Annotated in this window: 15 protein-coding genes; 6 read left to right on the top strand and 9 right to left on the bottom strand. The window is 59.7% G+C overall.

Annotated features, from left to right (window positions below; all coding sequences use genetic code 11):
- Positions 1-48 precede the first annotated feature (48 nt).
- Positions 49-3,231 carry a TonB-dependent receptor gene (locus IEW09_RS13470; protein ID WP_188554728.1) on the top strand — a complete coding sequence of 1,061 codons (3,183 nt, stop codon included), beginning with the start codon at positions 49-51 and terminating at the stop codon, positions 3,229-3,231.
- Positions 3,232-3,407: 176 nt separating this feature from the next.
- Here IEW09_RS13470 and IEW09_RS13465 read toward each other — a convergent pair whose 3' ends face one another.
- The gene (locus IEW09_RS13465) at positions 3,408-4,007 is read right to left on the bottom strand and encodes a PEP-CTERM sorting domain-containing protein (RefSeq protein ID WP_229739311.1); all 600 of its coding nucleotides are present in this window, start codon (positions 4,005-4,007) and stop codon (positions 3,408-3,410) included.
- Between the two features lie 225 nt (positions 4,008-4,232).
- Here IEW09_RS13465 and IEW09_RS13460 point away from each other — a divergent pair, with 225 nt between their 5' ends.
- Positions 4,233-5,915 (top strand): MFS transporter, encoded by a 1,683-nt coding sequence (locus tag IEW09_RS13460; RefSeq protein ID WP_188554727.1) that lies wholly within the window; start codon positions 4,233-4,235, stop codon positions 5,913-5,915.
- Between the two features lie 181 nt (positions 5,916-6,096).
- On the opposite strand, the gene IEW09_RS13455 is transcribed toward IEW09_RS13460, so the two are convergent.
- Positions 6,097-7,017, bottom strand: a complete 921-nt coding sequence (locus tag IEW09_RS13455; RefSeq protein ID WP_188554726.1) for a hypothetical protein — start codon at positions 7,015-7,017, stop codon at positions 6,097-6,099.
- Between the two features lie 234 nt (positions 7,018-7,251).
- Here IEW09_RS13455 and IEW09_RS13450 point away from each other — a divergent pair, with 234 nt between their 5' ends.
- Entirely contained in the window at positions 7,252-8,763 is a 1,512-nt protein-coding gene (locus tag IEW09_RS13450; protein WP_188554725.1) for a UxaA family hydrolase, read from the top strand.
- A 111-nt stretch (positions 8,764-8,874) separates the two neighbouring features.
- Positions 8,875-11,361, top strand: coding sequence for a 2-oxoglutarate dehydrogenase E1 component (locus IEW09_RS13445; RefSeq protein ID WP_188554724.1), 2,487 nt, complete (start codon positions 8,875-8,877; stop codon positions 11,359-11,361).
- A 166-nt stretch (positions 11,362-11,527) separates the two neighbouring features.
- Here IEW09_RS13445 and IEW09_RS13440 read toward each other — a convergent pair whose 3' ends face one another.
- The 7 genes from IEW09_RS13440 to IEW09_RS13410 all read right to left on the bottom strand — a co-directional run bounded on the left by IEW09_RS13440 (position 11,528) and on the right by IEW09_RS13410 (position 19,641).
- Positions 11,528-12,157 carry a PEP-CTERM sorting domain-containing protein gene (locus tag IEW09_RS13440; RefSeq protein ID WP_188554723.1) on the bottom strand — a complete coding sequence of 210 codons (630 nt, stop codon included), beginning with the start codon at positions 12,155-12,157 and terminating at the stop codon, positions 11,528-11,530.
- A gap of 352 nt (positions 12,158-12,509) precedes the next feature.
- On the bottom strand, positions 12,510-13,154 hold the full coding sequence (locus tag IEW09_RS13435) for a PEP-CTERM sorting domain-containing protein (protein WP_188554722.1): 645 nt from the start codon (positions 13,152-13,154) through the stop codon (positions 12,510-12,512).
- Between the two features lie 318 nt (positions 13,155-13,472).
- Positions 13,473-13,673: a cold-shock protein gene (locus IEW09_RS13430; RefSeq protein WP_013581125.1), complete on the bottom strand. Its 201-nt coding sequence runs from the start codon at positions 13,671-13,673 to the stop codon at positions 13,473-13,475.
- A 197-nt stretch (positions 13,674-13,870) separates the two neighbouring features.
- A complete protein-coding gene (cmk, locus tag IEW09_RS13425) occupies positions 13,871-14,662 on the bottom strand; it encodes a (d)CMP kinase (RefSeq protein ID WP_188554721.1) in 792 nt (263 codons plus the stop codon).
- Positions 14,659-16,755, bottom strand: a complete 2,097-nt coding sequence (locus IEW09_RS13420) for a hypothetical protein (protein WP_188554720.1) — start codon at positions 16,753-16,755, stop codon at positions 14,659-14,661. The genes cmk and IEW09_RS13420 overlap by 4 nt, the downstream gene beginning before the upstream one ends.
- 221 nt (positions 16,756-16,976) lie before the next feature.
- Positions 16,977-18,899: a DNA mismatch repair endonuclease MutL gene (gene mutL, locus IEW09_RS13415; protein WP_188554719.1), complete on the bottom strand. Its 1,923-nt coding sequence runs from the start codon at positions 18,897-18,899 to the stop codon at positions 16,977-16,979.
- A gap of 160 nt (positions 18,900-19,059) precedes the next feature.
- Positions 19,060-19,641: a PEP-CTERM sorting domain-containing protein gene (locus IEW09_RS13410; RefSeq protein ID WP_188554718.1), complete on the bottom strand. Its 582-nt coding sequence runs from the start codon at positions 19,639-19,641 to the stop codon at positions 19,060-19,062.
- A 427-nt stretch (positions 19,642-20,068) separates the two neighbouring features.
- Between IEW09_RS13410 and IEW09_RS13405 the strand changes: the two genes are divergently transcribed.
- Positions 20,069-21,424, top strand: a complete 1,356-nt coding sequence (locus IEW09_RS13405; RefSeq protein ID WP_188554717.1) for a Gfo/Idh/MocA family protein — start codon at positions 20,069-20,071, stop codon at positions 21,422-21,424.
- Positions 21,417-22,466 (top strand): DUF6807 domain-containing protein, encoded by a 1,050-nt coding sequence (locus IEW09_RS13400; RefSeq protein WP_188554716.1) that lies wholly within the window; start codon positions 21,417-21,419, stop codon positions 22,464-22,466. Before IEW09_RS13405 ends, IEW09_RS13400 begins: the two co-directional genes overlap by 8 nt.
- Positions 22,467-22,543 lie beyond the last annotated feature (77 nt).

Raw genomic sequence — 22,543 nt, 5'->3', positions numbered from 1 at the left:
TTAACCAACCAGCGAGGAGCGCTCCTACCCATACATTCTGGAGACCCCATGTATCACTTCATCACTAAAAAACTCCCCCTCGTCGTCACAATCCTGACGATCTCTCTCGCTATCTCCGCGCACGCGCAGATCGTCGGCGGCACCATCTCCGGCACTGTTACCGATTCGACTGGCGCCGCCCTGGCCAACGCAAAAGTCCTCGTCCATAACGACGAAACCGGCAACGAGCGCAACCTCACCACCGCATCCGACGGCCGCTACTCCGCGCCCTCCATCCCCGTAGGCACCTACACCATCAGCGCAGAGCTCGCGGGCTTCAGCCCCGCGCACCGCATCGGCATCCCGCTCACCGTAGGCCAGAGCAAGCAGATCGACCTCACTCTCTCGCTCGATTCGGTGGCGCAGCAGGTCACGGTGCAGGACGCGCCCTCCGTCGTCAACACCTCGACGCAGGAGACCTCCGGTCTGGTCGACGAACGCCAGATCAAGCAGCTTCCCCTCAACGGCCGCAGCTACGACCAGCTCATCACCCTCAACCCCGGCGTCGTCAACTACACCGGCCAGCGCTCCGGCACCATCGGCACTTCAAATTCTTCGGTTGGCAATATGTTTGCCATCTCCGGCCGCCGCCCACAAGACAATCTCTTTCTGCTCAACGGCATCGAGTACACCGGAGCCTCGCTCATCAACGTCACTCCCGGCGGCACCAGCGGCCAGCTCCTCGGCGTCGACGCCGTGCGCGAGTTCAACGTCGTCAGCGACACCTACTCCTCCAGCTACGGCAAGCGCCAAGGCGCGCAGATCTCAATCGTAACCGCATCAGGCACAAATAAACTGCACGGCTCCGCCTACGAGTTCATCCGCAACTCCGCCCTCGACGCCCGCAACTACTTCGACCAGGCCACCATCCCCGAGTTCCAGCGCAACAACTTCGGCGGCTCGCTCGGCGGCCCCATCAAGAAGGACAAGCTCCTCCTCTTCGCCAACTACGAAGGCTACCGCCAGAACCTCGGCCTCTCCGACGTCACCCTCGTTCCCGACAACGCCAGCCGCGCCGCCGCTGTAGCCAGCGTCAAACCGCTGCTCGCACTGTGGCCCGTAGCCAACGGCCCCGAGCTGGGTAGCGGCATCGCCGAAGCCTTCTCCAACCCCATGCAGCACATCCGCGAAGACTTCGGCACCACACGCTTCGACTACAACATCAGCCCTAAAGATCTCTTCTTCAGCGTCTACACCATCGACGACTCTACCGCCAACACGCCCACGCAAAATCCGCTCTCTCTCATCAACGAGAGCCTCCGCGAACAGGTCCTGAGCGCGCAGGAGCAGCACGTCTTCTCGCCGCAACTTCTCAACACCGCGCGCTTCGGCTTCTCCCGCGCATCCTTCTTCTTCCTCGGCTCGACACCGGTTGATGTTCCCGGCTGGGTCGAAGGCAAGCCCATCGGAGCCATCGTCATCGCAGGCAGCACCGCCTCCAACGGCTCATCGCAGATCACCGGAGCAGGCGGCAACGTAGGTTCCGACAACACCACCACGCGCAACCTCTTCACCTTCGACGACCACATCTTCTGGACCCACGGTCGCCACCAGATCGAAGCCGGTGGCTGGATTCAGCGTCTGCAATCGAACGACAACCTCGCCCAGAACCAGTACGGTCAGGCCTCCTTCGCCTCGCTCGCAACCTTCCTCCAGGGCACCGTCAAAACCTTCACCGTAGTTCCCGCGCCGACTGAATTGGGCTGGCGCTCTTTCATGGGCGCAGGCTACATCGAAGACACCATCCACTTCACGCCGCGCCTTGAGGTCCGCGCAGGCTTCCGCTTCGAGTCCACCAACGGCTTCAACGAAGCACAGGGCCGCGCCTCCAACTACGCCTTCACCCCCGGAGGCCCTGGTGGATTAGCCGTCATCAACACCACGCCAACTGTAGGCAGCTCCGCCCTCACCACCAACCGCGCCAGGTTCCTCCCCGAGCCTCGCGTCGGCCTCGCATGGGACGTCCTCGGCAACGGCAAGACCTCTGTCCGCGCAGGCTTCGGCATCCACCGCTCTCTGCTCGATAACCTCGACTACCGCCTCGACCAGTCCGCCCCGTACAACACCACGCTCTCGCTCTCGAACGTTCCCGTTTCCAGCCTCAACATCACCGCCAACACCAAGCCATCGGCCAGCTCTCTCGTCTCTCCCTCCAACGTTCAGACCGACATCTACACTCCAACGGTCCTTAGCTGGAACCTCCGCGTCGAGCAGCAGCTCGCACCCAACACCTCGCTCACCGTCGGCTACGTAGGCTCGCACGGCTACCATCAAATCCTCTCCGCCGACCTAAACGAACCCGTCACTACTCTCGTCAACGGAACCATCTACTATCCGACAACCACCAAGGCCAACCCGCTCGTAGCCAACACCACCTCGTGGATCTCCGGAGGCATCAGCAACTACAACGCCCTCGAAGCCGACCTGCACCGCAGCTTCGCCAACGGCTTCCAGATCCGCGGCAACTACACCTGGTCGAAGAACCTCGACAACGGCTCCGCGTGGAACACCAGCGTCAGCGCCAACACGCCCGCCTTCACCATGTATCCCGCCAACCCCAACCTCGACTACGGCCCGTCCGCCAGCGACATCCGCAACCTCGCCTCCATCAACGGTACCTACGATCTGCCCTTCGGCGCAGACCACCGCTTCGGCGCGAACTTCAACGGCCTCACCAACCGCGCCATCAGCGGCTGGACGCTTAGCGCCATCGCAGCCATCCAGTCCGGCTTCCCCTTCTCGCCGCAGCTCGGCTACAACCCCACCGGTAGCGGAGACACCCGCAACCCCGTCCGCCCCAACATCAACCCCAACTTCCACGGCAACCTCTACCCGCATACGCCGACGCAGTTCTTCAACGCCGCCGCCTTCAGCGCACCGGCCTATGGAACCTTCGGCAACCTCGGCCGCGACACGCTCGTCGGCCCCGGCTTGGCTAATCTCGACCTATCGCTACACAAATCCACCCAACTCGGCGAACACGTTCACGCACAATTCCGCGCCGAGTTCTTCAACATCCTCAACCACACCAACTTCGCCACACCCAACGAGGTCGTCTTCTCCTCCGGACCCACGCAGGGAACGTTGGCCAACCAGACCGCAGCCGTTGTCGCCAGCCCCACCGCCGGCGTCATCACCGCAACCGCAACCAGCTCGCGACAAATCCAATTCGGCTTGAAGCTCCTCTTCTAAGCAAGAGAAGTCGCAACTTAACAGCAAGAGCGCAGCAACAAAAGCACGTCATCTCGACCGAAGCGAAGCGCAGTGGAGAGACCCCTGTATTTCGCCGTTGCAGTTGCCGTTGCCTGTTCTTCCCAAAGCAAAAGCCTCTCCGAATCACCGGAGAGGCTTTTCCATTCAGCCACTCACTACACAAAAAACTTCCGCCGCACCACACCTAAAGCACCCAGCGCGCCCGTACCCAGCAGCACCAGTGAAGAGGGCTCAGGAACCTGCGACGCAGCCACAGCCGAGAACGTAGACGTTCCAGCAGCCGTCAGATCCAGGCCACCCTTGTTCGTTCCATAAACAGCCTCGCCCAGATCGGTGGCGAAGTTGTTGAAGATAGACGAACCCGAGGTCGCGCCAATCGCGCCCAGCTCATAAGCCGCAAACGCCGGATTCGACGTGTAGAGCAGCGCGAAGTCATTCGTGTTATCCCCCAGCCCGGCAATGTCGCTCGACTGATTGACGAAGAGTTGCAGGCTGTCCGTGAACACACCACTCGCTCCACCAGCGATGCTGAACGCCACCGGAGTCGAAGGCGAAAGCGCAAAGATGCCGCCACCCTCATTGATCAGGCTCGAAGGATCAGCCGTTGCAGTAAACGTCACCACGGCGTTATTGAAATCGACACCACCCACGCTGCCGCTGCCGGTAAACGTATCGGTGTAGGTAAGCGACGAGGCATGCATCGCAAGCGGAACAGCAATCACAGCCGCAAGAGTCAAAAGTTTAAGAATGCGCATTCGAGGAACCCCCTCCCTAGGGGTCATGCGCACAACGTCTCACGGCTGCATTAATCCCAAGTCAAAATTTACCCATGCAAATCTTTGCACATCAATGAGTTACCTTATTTTCCCTTGACCACTCCCAACGTCTCAAAGCGCAAAATCTGCGGACTCTCCATGCCAATTACCGCTTTACGCATCAGACCTTATTCGGATGCAAAACCCGTAAACTAGCCCAAGCTCATGCCATTGGAGACCCCCAACACCGGCCCGGCGACATCGGCAGTTCCACCAACGCCAAGCGGCTTCGCGCCGCTGCGCATTCCGCTCTTCCGCGATCGCTGGATCGCCAGCACCATCTCCTCCGTCGGCACATGGATGCAGGACACCGCGGGCACGTGGTTCATGACCTCGCTCACCACATCTCCTCTGCTCATCGCCCTGATGCAGACCGCGGCCAGCCTTCCCGTTCTCATCCTAGGTCTGCTCGCCGGTGCCACCGCCGACATCTTCGACCGCCGCAAGCTGCTCATCTTCTGGCAGGCATGGATGCTCGGCTCCGTCAGCATCCTCGCCGTGCTCACCTTTCTCGGCTATGTCTCGCCGTGGACGCTGCTCGCGCTCACCTTCATGCTCAACATCGGCTCTGCCATGAACAACCCCGCATGGCAGGCCATCATTCCCGAGCTTGTTCCGCGCGAGCTGATCCCCGATACCGTCTCCCTCAACTCCGCCAGCAACAATCTCGCACGCGCCGTCGGCCCCGCTCTCGGCGGCTTGATGGTCGCAGCCTTCAAGCGCATCGACAGCGGCGCAGGTTCCGTCTTCCTGCTCAACGCCGCTTCTTACGCCGCCGTCATCTGGGTGCTGGTCAACTGGAAGCGCATCCCACTCTTCAAATCCACCCTCCCCTCAGAGCGCATCGCCGCCTCCATCCGCTCCGGTCTACGCTACGTCCGCTACTCGCCCGAGCTTCGCTCCTCGCTCGTCCGCACCTTTACCTTCACCTTCTTCCTCTCTGCCATCTGGGCGCTGCTCGCGGTCGTCGCCAGCCACGTCCTCCATCAGGGAGCGCTCGGCTACGGCATCCTCAACGGCTCGCTCGGCGTAGGCGCGCTCGTCGGAGCCACCTCGCTCCCTCGCATCCGCCGCCGCTTCTCCGCCGACCGCATCATCGCCGCCGCTACGCTCTACAACGTCGTCACGCTGCTCATCCTTGCCTTCGCGCACATCCCCTGGCTCATCATCATTGCCCTCATCCTCTCGGGCTTCGCATGGACCAGCACTCTCTCCACGCTGAACACCTCAGTCCAGCTCGCCGTTCCTGCATGGGTGCAGGCACGCGCTCTCGGCACGTATCTCATGACCTTCCAGGGCGGCATGGCGCTCGGCTCCGTCCTCTGGGGAGCGCTTGCCGAACACACCTCCACTCCCATCTCGCTCGCCACAGCCGCCGCCGGACTCGTCATCACGCTTCCCATCGTCAGCCGCTTCCACATCCTGCAAGGCCCTGTCCCCGATCACACACCGTACCAGTGGAAGCGTCCCGCGCCGCAGCCTCTTCCCGCACTCGAGTCCGAGCCGGCCGACGACCTCAACTTCGCAGGCCCAGTGCGCATCTCGGTCGAATACACCGTCCCCGCAGAGAACTACGCCGAGTTCACCCACGCCATCCACCAACTGCGCGGCGTCCGTCTCCGCGACGGTGCGCTGCGCTGGGGCATCTACCGCGAAGCCACCAACCCCGAGCATCTCAACGAGACCTTCGTCATGGAGTCATGGCTCGACTACCTCCGCTCCCGCGAGCGCGTCACCGCCGCTGACGAGGCCATCCGCGAGCGCGTCCGCGCCCTACACCGCGGCCCCGAACCGCCCCGCACCACCCACCAGATCTACGCCAAAGAGATCACCCATCCCAACCCATAACCCACATCTCTCAGCGAAGGCAGGTCATTTCGATCTAGCCGTAACCGAAGCCGCACCCAAGACACATCATCTCGGCCACCTCAATCGAAGCAGCAACGCACGTCATCTCGACCGGAGCGAAGCGAAGTGGAGAGATCCCTGTATTTGCTGTTGCCTGTTCTTCTGAACCTGAGACAAGCCCTCACCGCGAACCATCCACTGGCGTCTCCATCCCCGGCAGAATCGTGCTCGTCACCTTGAACTTTCTGTATCCCGAATCAACCTCACGAAAATTCCCATTGAATTTGAAGAGCAGAAGCATCCGCGCCGTTCCATGCCCATTCGCTTCGACCGGCAGCCAGACCTCATCATTAATCTTGCGCTGCTCCAGCGAAAAGCTCGTGCCCTTTTGAATGTTCGCAACCAGTCCCGCGCCAATCTTGAATGTCTCAAAAAAATGTCCCTCCAGCTTCGCGATGGCGCGGTCGTCTTCATCCACCCAGACCGTTCCTGCCATATCGCGAATCACGCCCTCCAGCCGGTTCCGTATCTTGGCCTTGGGATCGCCTGCATAGTCCACAGCAATCGTGCTGCGTCCATTGAGCGTCACTCGCCGCGCATTGCTGAAGCTGCCAAGCTCAAGCAGTCGCGACACGGTAACTTCGTCGTTGCCCTCAGGATCGGTCGCCTTCCCTTTGGCATCGGCCTTCGCTAACCGCTCTTTGGCCTTGGCGACTTCCTTGTCGATCCGCTCGTCCTCTTTCTTCAGCTCCTGCGGGCTCAGATTGCGGCCGTCCTTGCTGGTCAGCTTATGCACCGGTACACCTTCTACCCAGAAGACATCGTATCCACGGCTCTCGGTCTTCTTTACACGGCCATGCCCGTCTATCTCCTGCATCGTGTCGATCGCGTGATAGAGATAATCCTTTTGAACGGCCTCTGATGTCCTCTCGTGTTCCTGCACTTCATGCATCAGCTTGGGAATGTCGGGCAGCGGGCGCTCTTCGCCCTCGGACGCAGAGATCTGGGATGTAACCGGTAAAAAGGCAAGATACAGGTTACACAGGGGGCTAAGGAGGGCTAATGTAACCGGAGAAACAGCCTGATACCGGTTACCAGCCAAAAAGCCTATACTTGCCGCCAAAGATACCGATCCAGCAGACAGCCGTCCCAGAACTACGATTAGAAGCAGCGTTCTCCAAGCCCGACTCGCCATGTTTCCATCTTAGTTGCCATCGCCGAGAACGCTCATAACAACAGTTCCGAAGATTACATATCTGTAATAGAGTAGACTGTGGTCTTACCATTTACTGGCTTTGCGCATTCACGGCCATCGCGCCGAGGAAAAGAAAAGTTAATGCCCAAAATGCTCATCCTCGGCAACTCGGACGACGTAGCCGTCGCCCTCAATCCGGTAGACGCCAATACCTTCATTCCCGAGTTGAAGATTACAGCACTCGCTGACATTCCCGCCGGCCACAAGATTGCCCTGCGCACCGTCGCTATTGGGCAACCTGTCCGCAAGTTCAACCAGATCATAGGCTTTGCACCCAAACCTATCGCCGTGGGCGAGCATGTTCACACCCACAACCTTGTTACTGGAAACTTCGAGCGCGACTACTCTATCGGAACCGAGGCTCACCCAACCGAGCTTCTCGACCCTGTTCAGGCAGCTACCTTCCAAGGGATCGTCCGCGCCGATGGCCGCGTCGGTACACGGAACTATGTCGGTGTTCTGACGACCGTTAACTGCTCGGCCACAGTCGCCCGTCGCATCGCCGCCCACTTTACCCCTGAGGTTCTTAGTGCCTACCCGAACGTCGACGGCGTAGTTGCCATCACCCACGGAACCGGCTGCGGCATGGCCGAACACGGCGAGCCGGCAGACCTGCTACGGCGCGTCTTTGCAGGCTACGCAACTCATCCCAACTTTGCTGCCGTCCTTCTGCTGGGCCTCGGTTGCGAAACCAATCAGATCGACAGCCTGATACCTCTGACCGGAAGTTCCTCCGATCTGCGCACCAGCACCATTCAGGAAGAGGGCGGTACCGCTACGGCGATCCGCAATGGAATTGCTACGGTCAGGGAGATGCTGGAGCAGGCCAATCGTGTAAGCCGCAGCACCGTCCCGGCTTCAAACCTGATGGTGGGCCTGCAGTGCGGCGGCTCTGACGCCTATTCCGGCATCAGCGCCAACCCCGCCCTGGGAGCCGCGGTCGATCTTCTCGTTCAGAACGGAGGCACGGCCATTCTCTCTGAGACACCGGAGATCTATGGGGCGGAGCACCTGCTGACTCGCCGCTCGGCCAGCCCTGAAGTCGCTGCGCGGCTGATCGAGCGCATCCATTGGTGGGAGGAGTACACCGCTCGGCACAAGGGCTCGATCGACAACAATCCTCAGCCCGGCAACAAGACCGGCGGCCTGACGACGATCCTCGAAAAGTCGCTGGGAGCGATATCGAAGGGCGGGACGACAAACCTGGTCGAGGTCTACCGCTACGCTGAACCGATTGATAAAAAGGGCCTTGTCTTCATGGATTCGCCCGGATTCGACCCGGTCTCGGCCACGGGACAGGTCGCGAGCGGAGCCAACCTTCTGTGCTTCACAACCGGTCGCGGCTCGGTCTTCGGCTGCAAGCCGACGCCATCGATCAAGCTGGCCTCAAACACCCCTCTTTACAACAGGATGGCCGACGATATGGACATCAACTGCGGCACTATCGTCGACGGCGAGCAGACGGTACAGGAGGCGGGAGCAAAGATTTTTCAGGAGATGTTGGCCGTGGCCTCGGGCAAGCAGACGAGAAGCGAAGAGCTGGGTTTTGGCGAAGAGGAGTTCCAACCCTGGTTACAGAGTGCAACTTTGTAGTCGGCTATCGCACAACATCGAATGAAGTAGATGCGGCGCGCCGCCGAAAGGTCTAGCATAAAAGAAGTACGTTAATTTCGCTTTCGCGAATAGACCTGAAGTGAGGACGCAATGGCCACCAAGGCAGGGGTAGTGACCCCACCACCGGCTTCGGCAGTAGAACCGCAAGATCGTGAAACAGTTTTCGATATCTTCCGTCGTTGGGGATATCTTCAAGCTTCGCTCGACCCTCTCGGTCAATACCTCCCCCCCGAACCCTTTCCAACTCCTGCTCCTGAAGGCGAAGCCGCTGCAACAGCACGCGGTTTTTATTGCGGCACCATCGCTGCCGAGTTCATGCACATTCCGAGCCCGGAGCAGCGGCAGTGGCTGCAGGAGCGCATGGAGCAGACGCCTCCCGCTGCCGATCAGAAGCTGATCCTCACGCAACTGATTCGCGCCGAGATCTTCGAGCAGGTGATTCAGTCGCGGTATCTGGGAACGAAGCGCTTCTCGCTCGAAGGGCTCACCGCTCTGATTCCCTTCCTCGACCGCGTGCTCGCCGTCAGCGCAGATCTTGGCGTTAGTAAGAGTGTGATGGGCATGAGCCATCGCGGACGCCTGAACGTGATGACCAACACCATCGGTCGCAAGGCTGCCGAGATCTTCACCAAGTTCGAAGACGTCGATCCGCGCAGCACGATGGGCGGCGGCGACGTGAAGTACCACATCGGCGCGACTGGCGAGTACCGCTCTCCCAAGGGCCAGGTGATTGGTCTGCATCTCGCGTCGAACCCAAGCCATCTTGAAGCAGTCGATCCCGTCGTTCTGGGACGCGCGCGCGCCAAGCAGGAGCGCATCGGCAAGGGCGGAAAAGCAGCCGTGCTTCCGCTAATCATTCACGGCGACGCGGCCTTCGCCGGACAGGGCATTCTTGCCGAGTCGCTGAACATGGCGACGCTGCACGGCTATAACGTCGGCGGCACGATCCACGTGATCGTCAACAACCTGCTGGGATTCACCGCGATTCCCGAAGAGTCGAACTCGACGCGCTTCTCTTCCGACATCGCGAAGCGTCTGCCGATTCCGATCTTCCATGTGAACGCGGAAGACCCGGATGCTGTAGTCAGAGTCGCTGCGATTGCCGCGGAGTATCGCGCACAGTTTCACTCCGATGTTGTGGTCGACCTGATCGGCTATCGCCGCCATGGTCATAGCGAGGTAGACGATCCGACGGTGACGCAGCCGCGTCGTTACGCCGTGATCAAAGACCATCCTCCTCTGTTCCAGCTCTATGCGCAGCAGATCGGTGTCGATCCTGCGAGCGAAGTGCAGCAGGTGCAGCAGGAGTTTCTCGACGACCAGAAGACCGCCACCAAGGCCGAGCATGTGCCGCTGCTACGTACCATGCCCGACTACTGGAACCCTTATCACGGCGGCGAACTGCGGCCGGAGGACGAGAATGTCAAGACCGGTCTGCCGAGCGAGCGCATCAACGAGCTGGTGCAGGCGATCACAAAGTATCCAAGCGACTTCCATATTCACCCCAAGGTGAAGAAGCTGTTTGAGCAGCGCGTAGAGATGGGCACGGGTTCAAAGCCCTTCGACTACGGCACTGCTGAGCTGGTGGCTTATGCTTCGCTGCTTGAGGCAGGCACGCTGGTGCGATTAACCGGGCAAGACTCGCAGCGCGGCACGTTCAACCAACGCCACTCGGTGATGGTCGATACGGAGACCGAGGTGAAGTATTCTCCGCTGGCCCACCTGAGCAAAGACCAGGCGCGGTTCGAAGTCTTCAACTCGCTGTTGTCTGAAGCGGCTGTGCTCGGCTTCGAGTACGGTTTCGCTCGCGACTATCCCGAGGCGCTGGTGCTTTGGGAGGCGCAGTTCGGCGACTTTGCCAACGGCGCGCAAGTCATCATCGACCAGTTCATCGCGTCGAGCGAGATGAAGTGGGGTCTGCTGTCGGGCATTACGATGCTGCTGCCACACGGCTACGAGGGACAGGGGCCGGAGCACTCGAGCGCAAGGCTGGAGCGCTATCTGCAACTGGCCGCGAACGACAACATGCAGATCTGCCAGCCGTCGACGGCAGCGCAGCACTTCCATCTGCTGCGACGGCAGGTGATGCGGTCGTGGCGTAAGCCGCTGATCGTCTTTACCCCGAAGAGCATGTTGCGGCATCCGGATGCATCGTCGTCATTGGCCGACTTCGCCAAGGATCGCTTCCAGAATGTGCTGCCTGACAACGAGGTAGTGAATCCGCGACGGCTGCTGGTCTGCAGCGGCAAGGTAGGACACAATCTGCGTATGGAGCGGGCGAAGCGCAAGGACATGGGCGTCGGCATCATCTTTGTCGAACAGCTTTATCCCTGGCCAGAGGCAGAGTTGCAGGCCGCGCTCGACCAGCATCCCGGAGCCGAGGAGATCGTCTGGGTGCAGGAGGAGCCGGCGAACATGGGCCCACTGTTCTATGTGATGCCGCTGCTGCGGCGTCTTGCTGGCGACCGTGCCGTGCTGAGCGTGAAGCGCAGTCCGAGTGCAACACCTGCCACCGGATCGGCCAAGGCTCATGACATGGAAGAGAAGACCCTGATCGATCTTGCCTTCGGAGCTTAGCTCTTCTTCGTTGAACAAAGCCCCACCTCATACGAGGTGGGGCTCTGTTTTGTCTGCAATCGCAATGACATTAAAAAGATGGCAGAGCAGCCGGGAGGAAGTTGTTCCTGCCCTGACTGCTCTGCCATTGATACAACCTTGGTGCTGCGCTGACGCGATGGGAAGACTAGACGCCCATGCGACGGCGAACGAGGCCGGCCATTCCGAGCAGACCGCTGCCGAGCAGGATGATGCTGTTGGGCTCGGGTGTGGTCGCAACCAGATCGGACGTAAGGACGCCGGGAGCTCCGTTAACCTCAGCATAGAGAAGGTCAACTGAGAAGGTCCCCGTGGCGCTTGCGACAAAGCTGGAGACTTCGGCCGAGGTAGGCGCACCCGCATTGATCACGGCAACACCGTTGATATAGAGGATGGCTCCGTCATCATGGGTGACCTCATAGGTATGACCCGCAATGAGGTTGGTGTAGCCAGTGAACTCAAAGATGGTGTTGTTGAGCGTGTCGCCTGCGATGGCCGACAGACCCGATGCGTTTGTTACCGTGTTGCCGCCAGTGGTAAGGAAGCCACCCACGGTATATCCGTTCGCCGTGTTGCTGGAGTTGAAGTTAATTCCGTTCACATCGAACGTAGCGGAGGGCGTCCCAAGTCCTGAGGTGTTGGCAGGCAAAGAGTTGGGGTAGGAAGTGGCATTTTCCCAAACGGAACCGGTGAATGTATCTGCGTGAGCGGCGCCGGTTACAGCAAGAAAAGCTGCCAGGCAAGGAATTGCTAAAAGAATCCGTGTCTTCAATTTCATGAGGCCTCGTAAGTTTTAAATTGGTGAAGCTTGACCCGCCCCTGTCGGAAGCAGGTTGCCCGCCATTTCTCGCAGGAAAGTTAAATTTTTTTAGTTATTTATTTTCAATGAGTTAGCAGGATAGGGCAGGTTGAGCCCCCTTCAGGCTGTGTTCTTCATGCAAATCTCTGCCTGAGAATTGGGAATTGTGCTTCGCTTTGTGTGAAAAGAAAGACACATAAGCTGCTGAAAGATAAAAGGTTGTTGGACTCTTACCCTTGGACCTCCAAAATTGCTGCCGAGCGCTTCCTCTTTACAGGAATGCTCGGCAGCGATGGAGAATATAGATCTATATAAGGTCTTTTGGTGCAGCTTAGAAACTCATCCGACGACGAATGAGGCCTGCGATTCCAAACAGTCCGCTGCCAAGCAATATGATGCTGCTGGGCTCCGGAGTTACTCCCACGGGAGCATTGTTGACCGTAAATAGAAGATCGGACGGTGCGCCGCAGCACTCGGCATATTGAAGTGTGAAGTTATACATGCCTGCTGAAGCTGCGTTGACGGTGAAAGGAGAGTTAGAGAAGCTGGTGGGGCCGGGAGCGTTGACAACGTTACCGAAACCGGCGATATTCAGCACGGCACCATCGTCATGTCCAACAGCGAGACTGTTGGAGCCAGCGTTCAAATATAAGCTGCCGGTGATGACCAGCTCAAGGTTGTCTGCGGTGTCATTTGGATTGAAACCATTGACCTCATTGCTGAAGGTTGGATTGTTAAGAAAGCCTGCAACGGTGTAGGCGGCCGGCGGGCTTTGGAAGTCGATGCCGGATGAGCCGATGGTGAAGTTGGCACTGGCCAAGCTGGCACCCTGGTTTGCCGGATCGGCTGCATTGCTCGCATCAGGTACATTTTCGTAGACGGTCGCACTGGTGATATCCGCATGGGCGAATGTGGTTGCGGCCAGTAGCACTGCGGAGCAGACGACTGGCGTAAACAAACGGAGTGAGAGCTTCATAAATTTATGCCTCGATCAAAAGATTGGGGGCCTAAAGAAGCATCTTGGTGCGAGCATTTGGATAGCCGTTAGTCGCACCTCTCTTGATTTCCGGTAAGCCATCCCCTCTGAATCATTTAGTAGAGAACAAGAAAAGGAGCGGCTAAAGAAGGTACTCAGGCTTTACGCAAGAGTCTGCAAGGACAAGTGGAAGTTGCTTCCTTGTTCGCATTCATTCTGATTGGGCCAAAGGGATGATGCGGGGATGGTTTAAACGCGAAAAGGGACAGCCTAAGCCGTCCCCTTCGCAAATCTTTGTTATTGTGGTGTCTTTAAAGACTAGAGAGGCTGAACGTCAGACGCTTGCCATCCCTTGGGTCCCTTGACCACGTTGAACTGTACGGCCTGGCCTTCCTGAAGGCTTTTGAAACCGTTTGAATTGATCGCCGAGTAGTGTACGAACACATCCTCGCCGTTCTGACGGCTGATAAAGCCAAACCCCTTGGCATCGTTAAACCACTTTACTGTTCCCTGTTCCATTTGCTTCTTTCCTTGTACTGCAATTTAATTTCCGTAGATCCAAATCGGGGTTCTTACATTGGCTAGCGCTGCAGAAAACCAATCTGTTTCAAACGATGTGAGAAGGTTAGCACATCTTGCAAGTTTTTTTGACGAAAAGAGATAAATAGTTTAGTTGCACCACTTTCGGTGCAACTGCTTTGATGAAATCAATAGAACTATTGATCTGCTGGAAGATGAGCGCGAACGATCTCCTCGGCCCGCGCCAGGACCTCTTCGAGTGTCATGGCGGTAGAGTCAAGGATCACCGCGTCAGCAGCGGGCTGGAGCGGGGATTCGGCACGGTGACGGTCGCGATAGTCGCGCTCTTTAAGGTCGCGCAGAATGGCTTCTTCGGCGGCGCGCTGCTCTTCGGCAGACTGCGGCGGAGGAACCTGCCGGCCGGAGTCTGCGGGGATCTCAGAGAGCTCAGGCGAGGGTGCCGGAATGGTCTGGCGGTAGCGGCGGTTACCGCGAACCTCAGGCGCGGCATCGAGGAAGATCTTGACCTCAGCGTCGGGGAAGACAGCGGTGCCGATGTCGCGGCCTTCCATGACGACCCCGCCCTGCTGGCCGAGGGCGCGTTGCTGTAGGACCATCCAGGCGCGGAGATTGTGGTGGATGGAGATCTGCGAGGCGGCAGAGGTGACATCCTGCTCGCGGATGCGGCGGGAGACGTCCATCCCGTCGAGCAGGACGCGGTTGCCTTCCATCTGCGGCTCGAGCGCGATGCGGGTGTGGCTGGCCAGCTCGAGCAGCGGCGCCTCTTCGTCGAAGGCAAAGTCGTTTTCGATGGCCTTGAGCGCCAAAGCGCGGTACATAGCCCCGGTTTCGAGATTGAGGAAGCCGAAGCGGCGGGCAAGATGGGCAGCAAGTGTGCTTTTACCCGCGCCAGCGGGGCCGTCGATGGCGATGACGGGCCGCTGGCGCTTGGTCGGTTCAGGCTGCGGAGTTGCAGAGGAAAGCGTCATTCGGCAGAGCCACCTTTTTCAGGTTTGAATTTACGCGCCGGAGGTCGTTTGCCGAAGGGCTTTTTGTTGCCCTTGAACTTGTCGAAGGTGCTGCCGGGTTTTCCGGAGTCTTCTCCGGCGGATTTGCGGTAAGGCTTTTTGCCGCCGAAGCTGCCACCGGTGGATTTGCCGCCCGACTTGCCGTAGGGCTTCTTCGCTCCGAAGCCGCCGGAAGACTTGCCTGCGTAACCGCCTGAACCTTCGCGGCTGGGACGCGCCGGACGGTCAGACGAGAACGGACGGGCTGGGCGGTCGCCGCGATCCGAGGAGAAGGAACGTGCTGGTCGATCTCCCCGATCGGAGAAGGGACGAGCCGGACGGTCGGAACGATCTGAAAAGGAACGCTTAGGACGATCGCCACGCGGTGCGTCGAACTTGCGGAAGGGAGGGCCGCTACGTGGGCCGCGCTCGCCACGATCATCGCGGTCGCGCGAGAAGCCGGACTTGCGCGGGCCACCGAAGGACGGCTTGTCGCCAAAGCTGCGGCGGGGGCGGCCTTCGTTGTCACCTTCGGGCCGCGGGGTGAACTCGCGGCGAGGCGGGCGCGAATCGCCAAAATCACGACGCGGCGGACGCGAGTCTCCGAAGTCGCGGCGGGGTGGGCGGCTGTCGCCACGGTCAAAAGATTTTCCGGCAAAGCCTTCACGCTTGCGCTCGAAGCCTCCGGGTCTAGAGAAGCTCTTGCGCTGTGGACGGGAGTCGCCTGACTCGTCGTCGCGACGGAAGGCGGGTTTTTCGCGGTCGAAGCGGGGCTTGCCGCCGAAGGACGGCTTCGGGCTGTAAGGGCGCTTCCCTTCACGGTCGAAGCTGGGCTTGCGATTGTAAGGACGGGCATCGGAGGCTGCGCTCTCATTTGCATCGCCTTCGTCGCGGACTCTCGAAGGAGTGCGTGCGCGGGAGAGACGTGCGGCCTTTTCTTCTTCCCACGGCTTGTTGAAGCTGGGGCGGCCAGATTCGCGTCCGGATTCGCGGTTGAACGGACGACGCTCGCGGTCCGAGTTCTCCGGTCTGCTCTCCAGTCTTGGGTTCGGCCTTGCAATATAACCGGTGCCGACCTTGCGCGGCTTGGGAATGAACTTCTTGATACGCTCGCCCGATTCGGAACCGGCGGATTTATCTTCGCCTTCAGCGGCTGTAGCGATGGTCTCTCCCTCTTCGGAAGCGGGTGCCGCGACGGCGAGGAACTCAGGGAGATCGCCGTTGACATGGAGGACGGTGCGGCCTTCGATGGCGATGGTCTCAAGCTGGCGCGCCGACATCAGCGCGTGCACCACGTCGCGGATGCGCGAACGAGAGGCAACGGGTGAGAGGAAGGTTTCGACATCATCTTCAGTCGCGACGATGGCCTGACCGAGATAGAGCGAGGTGAGCGCCGAAAGTGCCGTCGGCTGGCCTGCGTTGGCTCCGGCCTTGATCTGCTTGGTGAAGCGGGTGGTGGTCAACTCCCACAGCGTTGCAGCGCCATCGGCTTGAGGAATCGGCAGGACGCGGAGGTGCTGCCACAACTCGGTGAGAGCGCGGAGAACGGCGGCCTCGGTGACCTCTTTACCAAGCTGCGTGGCGAGGTCGTAGGCCGACATGGTGACGCGCTCTACGAGCAGGTTGTAGGTTGCCAGAGCGAGAGGAGAGACCTTGGAGGGGCCGCTGGTGGTGGGGGGCTGCTTCCACGCCTTGTCGCCGCGCAGGGTGAAGATGTAGGGGAAGGCCAGAGGAGAGACGATGAAGTCCGGGGTCTCGGTACCGGTGCCGGTCGGGTTGCCGAGCAGATTGAGGGGAACGGCTCCTCCATCGGCGATGAGGCGCGCGAGCAGGCTGCGCGGCTCGTCGGTCTCGGCCAGCGTGGGCGCGGCGTTGGGAGTGCCGAGGATGGCCTCGACGAAGGACGGCGCGGGGGACGGAATCTGCTGCGTGCGCGGCGTGTAGAGGACCAGGCCAGAGGTGTTGAGCCAGTCGCGGAGCATGTTGATGGTGAGAATAGGCTGGCCGTTCTGGTGCCAATGGGTGAGGCGGGCGGCGGCGAGCTGGTCGGCCGTGGAGTTGCTTAGGTTACTCAAGGTGTTGCCTTCCTGCTGGGCGAAGTTACCGCACGCAGCAATCATTCAGCCTGGGCTGAACGAGGATAGTTCTGATGGGTCGATGGAACAGCATGATTCGATTGGTTTGAAGTCCCTGCCGCTGCTTCAAGGATACCCTAAAAACGTAGTGAAAAGTTGGGACTTAGCCCTATTGCTGCGCTCAGAGTGAAAAGCTTCTCCTATGCTGTGCCGGATTGAAACTAGATGCGCTGGAAGGCTTTGGCAATGTCTTTGTGGGAGTACCGCAATGCGATGGGGCGGCCATGCGGACAGCTTGTGGGATGCTCGGTTTTTCCCAGTTCGGCGAGCAGCCAGTCGATTTTGACGGGTTCGAGAGGGGTGTTGATCTTGATGGCGGCGTGGCAGGCGATGCTGGCTGCGATGCGGCGTCGGCGAGTCTCGGAGTTCTCGGTTTGCTGCTCGCGGTCGGGAACGGCGAGGACCTCTTCGAGCATTCGCTCCAGTTCCCTGCCTTCGAGTCCTACCGGAGCGGCCTTGATGGCGATGGTGTTGGGGCCGAACGGCTCGGCCTCGAAGCCGTTGCGGTCCAGCTCGTCGGCGAGGCGGGCGAAGGAGATCATCTGCGCGGGCAGGAGATCGACCAGTACCGGCATGAGCAGGCGTTGGCGCTGGACTTTTTCCACCTCGCGTTCGCGGAGGATCTTTTCAAACAGGACGCGCTCGTGGGCTACGTGCTGGTCGACGATCCAGAGGCCCTCGTCGTTGACGGCGAGGATGAAGGAGTCGCGGAGTTGGCCGAGCGGCTTCAGCGTAGCGAGGGCGTTGAGTGTCTCGTTTTCGTTCGGCGCTGCCTCGGCTTCGTAGCCTACGGGGATCTGGGCTTCAGGAAAGGCCAGGCTGCCGGGAGACTCGGGGGCTTGCGGTGCAGAGAGGTTGAAGGGCGCGGTGTCGGCTGGGCCGGGATCGGCTTCGGACTGCGGCTCTGACTGTGGTTCGAAGACGGGCTGCGACGGGCCGTTGCTCATGGGGCTTACGTCGAGCAGAAGCGAGGCGCTGGCATGAGGTGTGTTGTGCAGGGCGGCGGCGAAGCTGGCTACGGGGCGGCTCTGCATGAGCGTAGTGCGGACGGTGTCGCGGATGAAGTCGTGGACGAAGCTCGACTGGCGGAAGCGGACCTCCGTCTTTGCCGGATGGACGTTGACGTCGACCTCCTGCGGCGGCATCTCGAGGAAGAGCAGCACGACAGGGAACGATGTTGGCGGAATGATGTTGCGGTAGGCCTCGCCGAGCGCGTGCAGGACGAGCTTGTCGCGCACGAGGCGATGGTTGACGAAGACGTAGACGGAGTTGCGATTGAGCTTTTGCAGTTCGGGCTTGGAGACGAAGCCAGTGATGCGCAGGTAGCCGGGGTCGGGCGGCGTGTAGTCCTCTTCACGCTTCCATGGCGGCGGCTCGGGCAGACCGGCGCGGGCGAAGTCCATCTCGGCGGCGGTGGAGAGCATGAGGCTGGAGGTCTCGCGACCGAAGATCTGGAAGAGGCGGTCGGCGCTGTTGCTGACCGATGGCGCGATCAGCAAAGCTTGCGTCGCAGAGTGTAGCTCGAAGTGTTTGGTAGGGTGCGCGAGCGCGTAGTTCGTGACCAGAGAAGCGATGTGCGAGAGCTCGGTCTGCTCGGAGCGGAGAAATTTGCGGCGTGCCGGTGTATTGAAGAAGAGGTCGCGGATGGTGATGGTGGTTCCGGCGGGAAGGCCCGCCTCTTCGACGCGGAGGATGTTGCCTCCAGCGATCTCGACGAGCGTGCCGGAGTCTTCTTCGGGAGCGCGAGTCTCGAGCGTGAGGCGGGAGACACTGGCGATCGAGGGCAACGCTTCGCCGCGAAAGCCGAGCGTGGCGATGGAGAGCAGATCGTCGGAGGTGCGGAGCTTGGAGGTGGCGTGGCGCTCGAAGGCGAGCAGAGCGTCGTCTTTGACCATGCCGTGGCCGTTGTCGGTGATGCGGATGAGCTTGCGGCCACCGGCTTCGACCTCAATGCGGATGCGGGTCGCACCGGCGTCGATGGAGTTTTCGAGCAGCTCTTTGACGACGGAGGCTGGGCGCTCAACGACTTCTCCGGCAGCGATCTGATTGGCTACCAGGTCAGAGAGAATGCGAATGCGGCCCATAGAGAGCGATTGTACGGGAGCGGCGGATGTGAATGTCTGGGACGGAATTGAGAACGGGATTGCAAAAAAAATTGGCCGCCTCGTTGTGAGGCGGCCATCGCTTAGTTGTTACAGGTACGGCAAGTCGTGGAAAGCCAGTTTCGGCTTAGGAAATACTTCTTTAGCAGCTTTTTGCGCTAACGGTTTCACGAGCCATACGGAAGTAGAGAAGCCCAGCCGCGCCGAGAAGGCCGGTTGCAAACAGCAGGAGCGACGAAGGCTCGGGAACTGGCGACGGCGAGGTGCCTGCGATGCCGGCAACAGAGAAAGTGCCATAAGATGCAGCTTGGCCGTCGTTGTAGTAGAAGGCATAGCCCGCAGTGGAATCGAGAGTGAAGCGCTCGGGCGTCGTTCCGATAGTCTCGGCAAAGGTGATGTCGTTGAGTTGGCCGTTGAGGAAGCGGACGAGGGTGGTTCCGGTCGCTCCGGCGAGGGAGAAGTTCTGGCCGTCGATGTTGAAGGTGACATCGAGCAGACCGCCGTTGGCCTGGGTGTAGTCCACCTGCCCGGTTGCGGGGACAGCGCTGTTGAGCGTGATCGTTCCGGTACCGCCAAAGGGCGATCCGGCGCTGGGGGTGAGGGTCAGGTTATAGGTAATGGATGATGCATGCAAAGCAACTGGCACGAACAAGGCAAACACGGCGGCACAGAGTGCAAGCAGAGTCGCTTTGCGGGTGCGGCGAGATCCAGGCAGAGAGAACATTGAAAGTCCTTCAAAAAAGAGATGGGTACAAGTTGCTGTCAACGTTCAGTTAGCTAGCATTTGGATCGCCAAACTCCTATACCCCCTGATTTCAAAGGAAAATTGCAAAAACAGCGATTGCCCCGTCGATGTGCCCTCCGGGGAATGTCCATCGAGTTACCCATGTGTGCATTTTTTTGCCCACCCTGGTTATTTGGTTTTTCCCATCACTTGGAGATGAAGAAAACGATAGTGGCCAGACCACTTCAAAGTTGTGTACACTTCGCTGGCCAACAGAGGAGTGACTTTCAGGAAAACTATTTCTGTTTGGCACAAGCGACTTGAACCGATGGGTTTACCGCAGGGCGAGTTCCCTGCGCTCCCGGAGGGGTGGAAGACGGCAAGCAGGCGGCACAACCAATTGACGAGGGAACGAGGAGACGACGCAATGGCATCGCAGGATACGAACCGAAGAAATTTCTTGAAGATAGGCAGCTCGGCGCTGGCAGCGACGGCAGTCTCGTGGAACGCAACCAGCTATGCCAGCATCGTTGGCGCGAACGACCGGGTGAAGGTCGGCATTGTGGGCTGTGGCGACCGTATGAAGGGCGCTTTGATTCCTGCGTTTCAGGCCAATGCGAAGGACATGAACTTCGAGATCGTTGCGGTGTCGGATATCTGGAACCGGCGGCGCGAAGAGGGTGCCGCCTATATTCAGAAGATGAGCGGCAACCAGATCGCGCCGGTGCGTAACAACGATGAGCTCTATGCACGCAAAGATATCGATGCCGTGCTGGTGGCGACTGCCGACTTCCAGCATGCACGCCATGGCACGGAGGCCGTCAACGCCGGGCGCGATGCCTATGTCGAAAAGCCGACCGCGCACACGATGGAAGACGCTCGGCTGTTTCGCGCTGCGGTGCATAAGACGGGAAAGATTGTTCAAGTGGGTACGCAGCGGCGCAGCACTCCCAGCTATATGAAGGCGGCCGAGTACATCAAGTCGGGCAAGTTCGGCGACATCGTGATGGTGGAGATGACGTGGAACGTGAATCAGCCGGGACGCTGGCGCAGGCCGGATGTTGTGCCGCTGCTGAAGGAAGAAGACACGGACTGGAAGCGCTACCTGATGAACCGTCCTTATGAGCCGTTCAATGCACGGAAGTATCTTGAGTTCCGCCTATTCTGGCCTTACTCCTCGGGCATTCCCGACCAGTGGCTGGTGCACCAGATCGACACCGTGCACTGGTTTAGCGGATTGCCGCACCCACGCAGCGTCGTGGCCAACGGCGGCATTTACCTGTGGAAGGACGGCCGCAAGAACTGGGACACGATGACGGCGGTCTTCGACTACGGCCCGCTTGATGATCTGTCGAAGGGATTCCAAGTGCAGTACACCTCGCGCTTTACCAACTCGGCTGGCGGAGTGAAGGAGCTCTATTACTCGAACGGCGGCATGCTGGATATGTCGAAGCAGACGGTGACGCCGACGGGCGGGCTGACGGCGAAGTCGGCGGCGGAGATGAATATGAAGGCAAACCTTCTGCCCAGCTTTCCACTGGTGGAGCATGCAGAGGCGATGGAGACAGGTCTCGGCACGCATGTCGATGCGGAGACCTCGGCTAACATGCGCAACTGGATGGAGTGCGTGCGGTCGCGCAAGACACCGAATGCCAGCATCGAAGCCGGGTACAGCCATTCCATTGCACTGTGCATGAATATCGCCGCTATCCAGACTGGAGAGAAGGTGACCTTCGACGACAAGACGCAGCAGGTGATGGCGGGAGGAAAGGTGCATGCATAAGCTGGTTTTGTACAGCGTGATGGCTATGGTTGGGCTGGGAGGCTCGGTTCAGGCTTTGGCGAAGACGGCAGATCATGATGTGAAGGTCACAACGAATGAGGCGGAACGGCGCGTCGATATCACCATCGACGGCCAGCCGTTCACCTCGTACGTGTGGCCGACGACGCTGAAGAAGCCGGTGCTGTTTCCGCTGATCGCGCCGGATGGGGTGACGGTGACGCGCGGCTATCCTCTGGCACCGCGTCCGGGAGAGCGCGTGGACCATCCGCACCACGCGGGGCTGTGGTTCAACTACGGCAACGTGAACGGGTTCGACTTCTGGAACAACTCGGACGCGATCAAACCTGAAAACCGCGACAAGATGGGCAGCATCTACCAGGAGAAGATCGTGTCTACGAAGAGTGGACGCAATCAGGGCGAGCTGACCGTCGATTCGGTGTGGGTGACGGGTAAGGGCGAGAAGATCATTAATGAGACGACGCGCTACACCTTCTCGCAGCATGGCGATGTCAGGGCGATCGATCTCGATATCACCCTGCACGCACTCGACAAGGTGGTCTTCAACGACGACAAAGAAGGCGTGCTGGGCATTCGCGTAGCGCACTTTTTGGAGTCGGCGACGGAGAAGGGCGGAATCTTCTCCGATGCCAGCGGACGTCCGACGAAGGTTGATGCCGGGAATACCGCGGGTGCAACCGGTGTCTACCTGACCAGCGAAGGCAAAAAGGGCGATGCGGTGTGGTCGACGCGTGGACGCTGGTGCGAGCTGACCGGCACCAACGCCGATGGCAAGACGGAGACGATTGCGATTCTCGACAACCCGAAGAATCCGGGGTATCCGACTTACTGGCACGCTCGCGGGTATGGTCTGTTCGCGGCGAACCCGCTGGGGCGGAAGATCTTCGATCCGAAGCAGACGGCGTTTGATTACACCATCGATAAGGGACAGAGTGCTACGTTCCACTATCGGGTGCTGCTGCTCTCGCATGCTGTTTCGGCGGAAGAGATGAACAAGGCTGCGGACCGGTTTGCTGCGGAGTAGGTTTGCGGCTTAGTGAAGAGGAACCAATACAGGGGTCTCTCCACTTCGCTTTGCTTCGGTCGAGATGACGTGCTTTT

The organism is Edaphobacter dinghuensis (assembly GCF_014640335.1).
In the GTDB taxonomy this organism is placed as follows: Bacteria; Acidobacteriota; Terriglobia; order Terriglobales; family Acidobacteriaceae; genus Edaphobacter; species Edaphobacter dinghuensis.
This window is presented reverse-complemented; position numbering and strand designations above follow the sequence as displayed.

Coding starts and splice junctions, on each gene's coding strand:
- IEW09_RS13470 (WP_188554728.1), top strand. CDS start 49: ATGTATCACTTCATCACTAAAAAACTCCCCCTCGTCGTCACAATCCTG.
- IEW09_RS13465 (WP_229739311.1), bottom strand. CDS start 4,007: ATGCGCATTCTTAAACTTTTGACTCTTGCGGCTGTGATTGCTGTTCCG.
- IEW09_RS13460 (WP_188554727.1), top strand. CDS start 4,233: ATGCCATTGGAGACCCCCAACACCGGCCCGGCGACATCGGCAGTTCCA.
- IEW09_RS13450 (WP_188554725.1), top strand. CDS start 7,252: ATGCCCAAAATGCTCATCCTCGGCAACTCGGACGACGTAGCCGTCGCC.
- IEW09_RS13445 (WP_188554724.1), top strand. CDS start 8,875: ATGGCCACCAAGGCAGGGGTAGTGACCCCACCACCGGCTTCGGCAGTA.
- IEW09_RS13440 (WP_188554723.1), bottom strand. CDS start 12,157: ATGAAATTGAAGACACGGATTCTTTTAGCAATTCCTTGCCTGGCAGCT.
- IEW09_RS13435 (WP_188554722.1), bottom strand. CDS start 13,154: ATGAAGCTCTCACTCCGTTTGTTTACGCCAGTCGTCTGCTCCGCAGTG.
- IEW09_RS13430 (WP_013581125.1), bottom strand. CDS start 13,673: ATGGAACAGGGAACAGTAAAGTGGTTTAACGATGCCAAGGGGTTTGGC.
- cmk (WP_188554721.1), bottom strand. CDS start 14,662: ATGACGCTTTCCTCTGCAACTCCGCAGCCTGAACCGACCAAGCGCCAG.
- mutL (WP_188554719.1), bottom strand. CDS start 18,899: ATGGGCCGCATTCGCATTCTCTCTGACCTGGTAGCCAATCAGATCGCT.
- IEW09_RS13410 (WP_188554718.1), bottom strand. CDS start 19,641: ATGTTCTCTCTGCCTGGATCTCGCCGCACCCGCAAAGCGACTCTGCTT.
- IEW09_RS13405 (WP_188554717.1), top strand. CDS start 20,069: ATGGCATCGCAGGATACGAACCGAAGAAATTTCTTGAAGATAGGCAGC.
- IEW09_RS13400 (WP_188554716.1), top strand. CDS start 21,417: ATGCATAAGCTGGTTTTGTACAGCGTGATGGCTATGGTTGGGCTGGGA.